We start from the raw sequence: 8244 nt of genomic DNA, 5'->3' as shown, positions 1-8244 counted from the left end.
GGGCGCTGACGACCGCGCGCGGCGGGCGGCGCTGCGAGGACGCCCGCACGATCAGGTCCGTCGGTATGACCTGCTCGATGGGCCGGCCCGCGTCCACGCCCTCGATGGCGTCGATCAGTAACTGCACGACGGCCGTGCCGATGCGGCGCGGCTTCAGCGACAGCGTGGTGATCGGCGGGTCGGTGGAGGCGTAGCCCGGGGACTCGCTGCAGCAGACGAGCATCAGGTCGTCGGGCACCCGCAGGCCGTAGCGGCGGGTGGCGGCGAGCAGGTCGGTGCCGTTGGGGTCGAAGAGGCCGTAGACGGCGTCCGGCCGGTCGGGGCGGGCGAGCAGCCGGTCGGCGGCGACGGCGCCGGCGCGCGGGTCGTGCGCCGGGTACGCCTCGTAGACCGGGTCCTGGCCGACGCGTTCGCACCAGGTGAGGTACGCGGTGGTGGACAGCCGGGTGTACGTGTCCGTGCTGGTGCCGGTGAGCAGCCCGATGCGGCGGGCGCCGGCGTCGGCGAGGTGGTCGAGCAGGTCCATGACGGCGGCCTGGTGGTCGTTGTCGACCCAGGCGGTGACCGGCAGGGAGCCGCCGGGGCGGCCGTCACTGACGACGGGGATGCCCTGCCGGACGATCTCGCTGACGACGGGGTCGCCCTCGGCCGGGTCGATGACCACGGTGCCGTCGAGGGCGACGTTGGACCAGACGTCGTGCCGCGAGGTCGCGGGCAGGATGACCAGCGCGTAGCCGCGGGCGAGCGCGGCGGAGGTGGCGGCGCGGGCCATCTCGGCGAAGTACGCGAACTCCGTGAAGGTGAAAGGTTCTTCGCCGTACGTCGTCACCGTTAAGCCGATGAGCCCCGACCTGCCCGTCCGCAGGGCGCGGGCGGCGGCCGACGGCCGGTAGCCGAGGCGGTCGGCGACCTCGCGGACGTGCCGGCGGGTCGCTTCCGGCAGCCGCCCCTTCCCGTTGAGCGCGTCGGAGACGGTGGTGATCGAGACGCCCGCGGCGGCAGCGACATCCCGGATTCCCGCCCGCGCCAGCTTGCGGCTGGGCGGCCGGCTCACTTGCGGTTGGATCGAGCCGGTCATGCGCCTTCTTTCTTCAAGCCCGTACGTGGTCCCCCGTGCAAGCCGCAATAGTCAGGCTTGGCATCGCGAGCTGATAGTAGGGCTCGGATGGCTCGATTGCGGGAGAATCCGAACCGTAACTGACAGGCACGATTCTGCAGGAGCGAACCCGCCAAACGACCATGGAACGCCAAGTGGTTGCACCACTGCCAGCCGCTGGACCATGGCTCAGGCTGCTTGATACCTGGCATGGTACGAAGGTCTCGAAGAGGTCTCAGTCACCTTCACGGGTGATGCGCGCCATGGCGTCCGCCACCCGTGCACGTCAGGGTGGATGCGCCCCCCACGTACGCGTACGTACACGGCGGGTGCGGCGCCCCGGCGGCGGGTGTCCACAGGCTACGGGCTCGGTCGAGGAGGACCGCGTGACGAACGAACAGACTCCCAGGCTGCGACCTGCGCTGGACGGCATCCCCACGTACAAGCCCGGCAAGCCGGCCGCCGCGGGGGCCGGCGCGGGGGCCGCCGCCGCGGCGTACAAGCTCTCCTCCAACGAGAACCCCTACCCGCCGCTGCCCGGCGTGCTGGAGGCGGCGGTCGCGGCGGCCGGCAGCTTCAACCGCTACCCCGACATGGCCTGCGCCGCGCTGACCGCCGAGATCGCCGAGCGCCTCGGCGTGCCGCCGGAGCACATCGCCACGGGCACCGGGTCGGTGGGCGTGGCGCAGCAGCTGCTGCAGGCCACGGCGGGGCCGGGCGACGAGGTGATCTACGCCTGGCGGTCGTTCGAGGCGTACCCGATCATCACGCAGATCTCGGGCGCGCGGTCGGTGCAGGTGCCGCTCACGGCGGCGGAGCGGCACGACCTGGTCGCGATGGCGGACGCGGTGACCGGCGCCACCCGGCTGATCTTCGTCTGCACCCCCAACAACCCGACCGGCACGGCGGTGCGGCGCGGGGAGCTGGAGCGGTTCCTCGACCGGGTGCCGCGGGACGTGCTGGTGGTGCTGGACGAGGCGTACTGCCAGTTCGTCCGGGAGAACCGCGATGATGCAGCGGACGGCGGCATCCCGGACGGCCTGGAGGTCTACCGGGACCGGCCGAACGTGTGCGTGCTGCGCACCTTCAGCAAGGCGTACGGGCTGGCGGGCCTGCGGGTCGGCTTCGCGGTGGCGCACGAGCCGGTGGCGGCGGCGCTGCGGAAGACGGCGGTGCCGTTCGGGGTGAGCCAGATCGCGCAGGAGGCGGCGATCGCGTCGCTGCGGAGCGAGGCGGCGCTGCTGGAGCGGGTGGAGTCGCTGGTCGCGGAGCGCACGCGGGTGCGGGAGGGGCTGCTGGCGCAGGGCTGGCCGGTGCCGGAGACGCACGCGAACTTCGTCTGGCTGCGGCTGGGGGAGCGGAGCGTGGACTTCGGGGCAGCGTGCGAGGCGGCGGGCGTGGTGGTGCGGCCGTTCGCGGGGGACGGGGTACGGGCGTCGGTGGGCGAGCGGGAGGCGAACGACATCCTGCTGGCCGTGGCGGAGGAGTTCCGCAAGGAGTGGTAGGGGCGGGGCGGGGGTGCGCCGCCGGCCACCCCCGCACGACGCCCCTACCGGGGCAGATCCAGACGTAGGGGACCCCCCTGAAAGGGTACGGAGGCGCTGTGCCACACTGATGCTTGTGAATGTGAACTCATTCACGAACGGTGCTGTTCATACGGCTTTACGCCCGTATGCCATGGCGCCACGGCCCTACCGGACCGACCGGCGCCTGGATCATCGTCAGTGCCGTGTCCGTGCTCGCGGAGAGGAGCCCACGTGGACCTGGCACTCGCCCCGGAGACCCTGGCGCGCTGGCAGTTCGGGATCACCACCGTCTACCACTTCCTCTTCGTCCCCCTGACGATCTCCCTCGCCTCCCTCGTCGCCGGGCTGCAGACCGCCTGGGTGCGCACGGGCAAGGAGAAGTACCTCAGGGCGACGAAGTTCTGGGGCAAGCTCTTCCTGATCAACATCGCCATGGGCGTGGTGACCGGCATCCTGCAGGAGTTCCAGTTCGGGATGAACTGGTCGGACTACTCCCGCTTCGTGGGCGACGTCTTCGGCGCGCCCCTCGCCTTCGAGGCGCTGATCGCCTTCTTCTTCGAGTCCACCTTCATCGGCCTGTGGATCTTCGGCTGGGACCGGCTGCCGCAGAAGATCCACCTCGCCTGCATCTGGATGGTCGCGGCCGGCACCGTGCTCTCCGCGTACTTCATCCTCGCCGCCAACTCCTGGATGCAGCACCCCGTCGGCTACCGCATCAACGAGAAGTCCGGCCGCGCAGAGCTGACCGACTTCTGGCACGTACTCACCCAGAACACCGCACTCGCGCAGTTCGCCCACACCATCACCGCGGCCTTCCTCACCGGCGGCGCGTTCGTCGTCGGCATCGCCGCGTACCACCTCGTGCGCGGGCGGCGACCTCGTGATATCGCAGTCATGCGCAGCTCGCTGCGGCTCGGGCTGCTGACGCTGGTCGTCGCCGGGCTGCTCACCGCGGTCACCGGCGACCGGCTCGGCAAGATCATGTACGAGCAGCAGCCGATGAAGATGGCCTCCGCGGAGGCCCTGTGGGAGACCGAGGCGCCCGCGCCGTTCTCGCTCTTCGCCGTCGGCGACGTCGACAAGGGCCACAACAGGGTCGCCATAGAGGTCCCGGGCGTGCTGTCCTTCCTCGCCCACGACAACTTCTCCGACGCCGTACCCGGCATCAACCCCACCAACGAGGCGATGAAGGAGAAGTACGACGACGAGTTCGGCCTCGGCGACTACCGGCCCAACATCCCGCTCGCGTACTGGAGCTTCCGCTGGATGATCGGCTTCGGGATGACCTCCCTCGGCCTCGGCGTCCTCGGCCTCTGGCTCACCCGGCGCCGCTTCTGGCTCGCCGACCGGCTCCGCACCGGCGAGGACGACGTCCCCAGACTCGCGCTCACCAGGGACCGCGAACTCGGTGCCCGCCTCGGCGGCTGGTACTGGCGGCTCGCCCTCCTCACCCTCCTCTTCCCGCTCGTCGCGAACGCCTGGGGCTGGATCTTCACCGAGACGGGCCGCCAGCCCTGGGTCGTCTACGGCGTCCTGCCCACGTCCTCGGCCGTCTCCCCCGGCGTCTCGCAGGGCGAGGTCATCACCTCGCTGACGATCTACACCCTCCTGTACGCGGCCCTCGCCGTCATCGAGGCCAAGCTGATGATCAAGTACGTGAAGGCCGGACCGCCCGAACTCACCGAGTCCGACCTCAACCCGCCCACGAAGATCGGCGGCCACGACCGCGAAGACTCCGACCGGCCCATGGCCTTCTCGTACTGAGGGGGGATACCACGCCATGGAACTCCACAACATCTGGTTCGTCCTCATCGCCGTCCTGTGGACCGGCTACTTCTTCCTGGAGGGCTTCGACTTCGGCGTCGGCGTCCTCACCCGGGTGCTGGCCCGCGACCGCGCCGAGCGGCGCGTGCTCATCAACACCATCGGCCCCGTCTGGGACGGCAACGAGGTCTGGCTGCTCACCGCGGGCGGCGCCACCTTCGCCGCCTTCCCCGACTGGTACGCCACCCTCTTCTCCGGCTTCTACCTGCCCCTGCTCCTCATCCTCGTCTGCCTGATCATCCGCGGTGTGGCCTTCGAGTACCGCGCAAAGCGGCCGGAGGAGCACTGGCAGCGCAACTGGGAACGCGCCATCTTCTGGGCCTCCCTGCTGCCCGCGTTCCTGTGGGGCGTCGCGTTCGCCAACCTCGTGCGCGGGGTGGAGATCGGCCCCGACAAGGAGTACGCCGGCGACGTCCTCGACCTGCTCAACCCCTTCGCGCTGCTGGGCGGGCTGGTCACGCTCTTCCTCTTCACCTTCCACGGCGCGGTGTTCACGGCGCTGAAGACCGTCGGCGACATCCGGCTGCGGGCGCGCCGGCTGGCCGCCGTCCTCGGCACGGCGACGGTGGCGCTGGCGCTGGGCTTCCTGCTGTGGCTGCAGTCCGACACCGGCGGCACCTGGAGCCTGGTGGCGCTCATCGCGGCGGTGGCGGCGCTGCTCTGCGCGGTGGGCGCGGTGGCGGCGGGCCTGGAGGGGTGGTCGTTCCTCTACTCCGGGGTGGCGATCGTGGCCATGGTCGCGACGTTCTTCCTGGCGCTGTACCCGGACGTGATGCCGTCGTCGCTGAACCCGGAGTGGAGCCTGACGGCGGAGAACGCCTCGTCGACGCCGTACACGTTGGAGATCATGACGTGGTGCGCGGGTATCGCGACGCCGGTGGTGCTGCTGTACCAGGGGTGGACGTACTGGGTGTTCCGCAAGCGCATCGGGACGCACCACATCGCGCCGGAGGCGCACGTGGCGGCGGCGGGCGCGGCCGGTGCGGCGGAGGGCGCCGCGGGTGCGGACGGGGGCGCCGGGGGCGGAGACGGGGCGGGCGGCGACGCGGCGGGCGGGTGACATGAAGCCCGTCGACCCCCGGCTGGCCCGGTACGCCCGCGCCACCCGGCTGTTCCTGCTCGCCACGGTCGCGCTGGGCGCGGCCGGGGCGGGGCTGGTCATCGCGCAGGCGGTGCTGATGGCGGAGATCGTCGTCGGCGCCTTCGAGGACGGCCTGCCGGCCGCCGGCCTGCGTACGCCGCTGCTGCTGCTCGCCGCCGTCGCGGTGGGGCGGGGGCTGGTGAACTGGCTGACGGAGCTGGCGGCGCACCGGTCGAGTGCGGCGGTCAAGTCGGAGCTGCGGATGCGGCTGCTGACGGAGGCGGTACGGGTCGGCGGCGGAGCCGGGTCCGGCGGGGCGGCGGGGCCCGGCGGAGACGGGTCCGGGTCCGGTGGTGGGCGCGGATCCGGTGCGGACTCCGGAACGGACTCCGGTGCGGGCTCCGGTGCGGATGAATCCGGCGGGGACGGGATGCGTACCGGGGAGCTTGCGGCGCTCGCCACCCGCGGAATCGACGCGCTGGACGCCTACTTCGCCCGCTACCTGCCCCAGCTCGGCCTCGCCGTCGTCGTCCCGGCGGCGGTGCTCGCCCGCATCGTCACCGACGACTGGGTCTCCGCGGCGATCATCGCCGGCACGCTGCCGCTGATCCCGCTCTTCATGGCGCTCATCGGCTGGGCCACCCAGGCGGCCACCGACCGCCAGTGGCGCACCCTGTCCCGGCTGTCCGCGCACTTCCTCGACGTGGTCTCCGGCCTGCCGACGCTCAAGGTCTTCGGCCGCGCGAAGGCGCAGGCCGACAACATCCGCGCCATCACCGCCGACTACCGGCGGGCGACGATGCGCACGCTGCGGATCGCGTTCCTGTCGTCCTTCGCGCTGGAACTGCTGGCGACGATCTCGGTCGCGCTGGTCGCGGTCACCATCGGCATGCGGCTGGTCCACGGCGAACTCGACCTCTACACCGGGCTCGTGGTGCTCATCCTGGCCCCGGAGGCGTACCTGCCGCTGCGCCAGGTCGGCACCCACTACCACGCCGCGGCGGAGGGCCTGGCCGCGGCGGACCGGGTGTTCGCCGTCCTGGAAGCCGGGGAAGACCGGGAAACCCCGGAAAGCCCGCACTCCCGCCCCAGGGTAGGCCGCCACACTGACAACGCCGGCGACTCCGAAGACACCGGCAGGGCCGACACCGCGGCCGGCGAGGTCAGCACGTCCATCCCCCCAACCCCGCACTCCCACCCCAGGGTAAGCCGCGCCGCTGACAGCGCCGCGGACTCCGACGGCGCCGGCCCCCGTGGCGGCAGCTGCCCCGACGCCCGCGCGGCCGGGCTCGTTCTCGACGGCCTCGTCGTACGGCACGAAGGCCGGAGCGCCGACTCCCTCCCGCGTACGACCCTCACCGTCCGCCCCGGCGAGACCGTGGCGCTGACCGGACCGTCCGGCGCCGGCAAGTCCACGCTCCTCGCCGCCCTCCTCGGGCTCGTACGGCCGGCCGCCGGGCGGGTGCTCATCGGCGGGCGCGACCTCGGCACGCTGGACCCGGCGACCTGGCACGCGCAGGTCGCCTGGGTGCCGCAGCACCCCGCGCTCTTCGCCGGCACCGTCGCCGACAACGTCTGCCTCCCCCGCCCCGACGCCACCGACACCGAGGTGGCGCGGGCCCTCCGGGACGCCGCCGCCGGCGACCTCGACCCCGCCGCCGGGCTCGGCGAGGCGGGCGCCGGCCTCTCCGCCGGCCAGCGGCAGCGGGTCGCCCTCGCGCGCGCGTTCCTCGCCGACCGGCCCGTGGTCCTCCTCGACGAGCCGACCGCCGCCCTCGACGGCGACACCGAGGCCGCCGTCACCGCGGCGATCGCCCGGCTGGCCCGGGGCCGTACCGTCCTGCTCGTGGCGCACCGCCCGGCGCTGCTGGGGGTGGCGGACCGCGTGGTGCGGCTGGGGGACGTTCGTACCCCGGTGGCCCCGTGGACGCCCGTGGCTCCGGCGACCCCCGCGGCGTCGGGACCGGCGGCGGTGGCGGCGGCGGTCCCGGAGGCGCCGATCGCCGGCTCGGACCCGGCGGAGCGGGAGCCCGAGCCGGGGTCGGCCCCGGCGGCTTCCGGAGGCGTCCGGGACCCGGGGGCGGAGGGTGCGTACACGCGAGGCAGCGGGGCATACGGGCCCGAAGGTGCCCCGTGCGCGCCCGGCCCCCGGGCCGGACAGCCCGCGGGGCGCAGCGGCAGCGCCCTGAGCAGCACCGCCGCCCTGGGCCGGCTCGACCTCGACGAGCTGCTCGGCGCGGACGCCCTCGCGTCCGCCGTCGGGCTCATGGGCGTATCCGGGTGGCTCATCTCGCGCGCCTCCCAGCAGCCCCCGGTGCTGTACCTCATGGTCGCCGTCACCGCCACCCGCGCGTTCGGCATCGGCCGCGCCGTCTTCCGCTACGCCGAGCGCCTCGTCTCCCACGACGCGGTGCTGCGGATCCTCGCCGACCTCCGCGTCGCCGTGTACACCCGGCTCGAACGCCTGGCCCCCGCCGGCCTCGCCCCGCACCGCCGCGGCGACCTCCTCACCCGGCTGGTCGCCGACACCGACACCCTGCAGGACCGGTACCTGCGCTGGCTGCTGCCCGTCTCCGCCGCCGCCCTCGTCGGCACGGCGTCCGTCGCGGCGGCGGCGGTGCTGCTGCCGGAGGCCGGTGCGGTGCTCGCCGCCGGGCTGCTGGCCGCGGGCGTCGGGGTGCCGCTGCTCGCCGCCGCCATCGCGCGCCGTACCGAGG

The 8244-nt window shown here is 73.2% G+C and carries 5 protein-coding genes; 4 read left to right on the top strand and 1 reads right to left on the bottom strand.

Annotation, left to right across the window (positions count from 1 at the left end):
• Positions 1–1078 (bottom strand): LacI family DNA-binding transcriptional regulator (locus ABD317_RS30065; protein WP_344293909.1); only part of this gene is annotated, 1078 nt, incomplete at its 3' end.
• A 404-nt stretch (positions 1079–1482) separates the two neighbouring features.
• Here ABD317_RS30065 and hisC point away from each other — a divergent pair.
• The 4 genes from hisC to cydD form a co-directional block, all read left to right on the top strand.
• Entirely contained in the window at positions 1483–2601 is a 1119-nt protein-coding gene (hisC, locus tag ABD317_RS30060; protein ID WP_344293906.1) for a histidinol-phosphate transaminase, read from the top strand.
• 252 nt (positions 2602–2853) lie between these two features.
• A complete protein-coding gene (locus ABD317_RS30055; RefSeq protein ID WP_344293904.1) occupies positions 2854–4386 on the top strand; it encodes a cytochrome ubiquinol oxidase subunit I in 1533 nt (510 codons plus the stop codon).
• A 16-nt stretch (positions 4387–4402) separates the two neighbouring features.
• Positions 4403–5506 carry a cytochrome d ubiquinol oxidase subunit II gene (cydB, locus tag ABD317_RS30050; protein ID WP_344293902.1) on the top strand — a complete coding sequence of 368 codons (1104 nt, stop codon included), beginning with the start codon at positions 4403–4405 and terminating at the stop codon, positions 5504–5506.
• 1 nt (position 5507) lies between these two features.
• A partial coding sequence (cydD, locus tag ABD317_RS30045; protein ID WP_344293900.1) for a thiol reductant ABC exporter subunit CydD occupies positions 5508–8244 on the top strand: 2737 nt, incomplete at its 3' end.

The organism is Streptomyces synnematoformans, from assembly GCF_039531005.1.
Lineage (GTDB): Bacteria > Actinomycetota > Actinomycetes > Streptomycetales > Streptomycetaceae > Streptomyces > Streptomyces synnematoformans.
The sequence above is the reverse complement of the archived record's forward strand: the minus strand, read 5'-3'. Positions and strand labels throughout refer to the sequence as shown.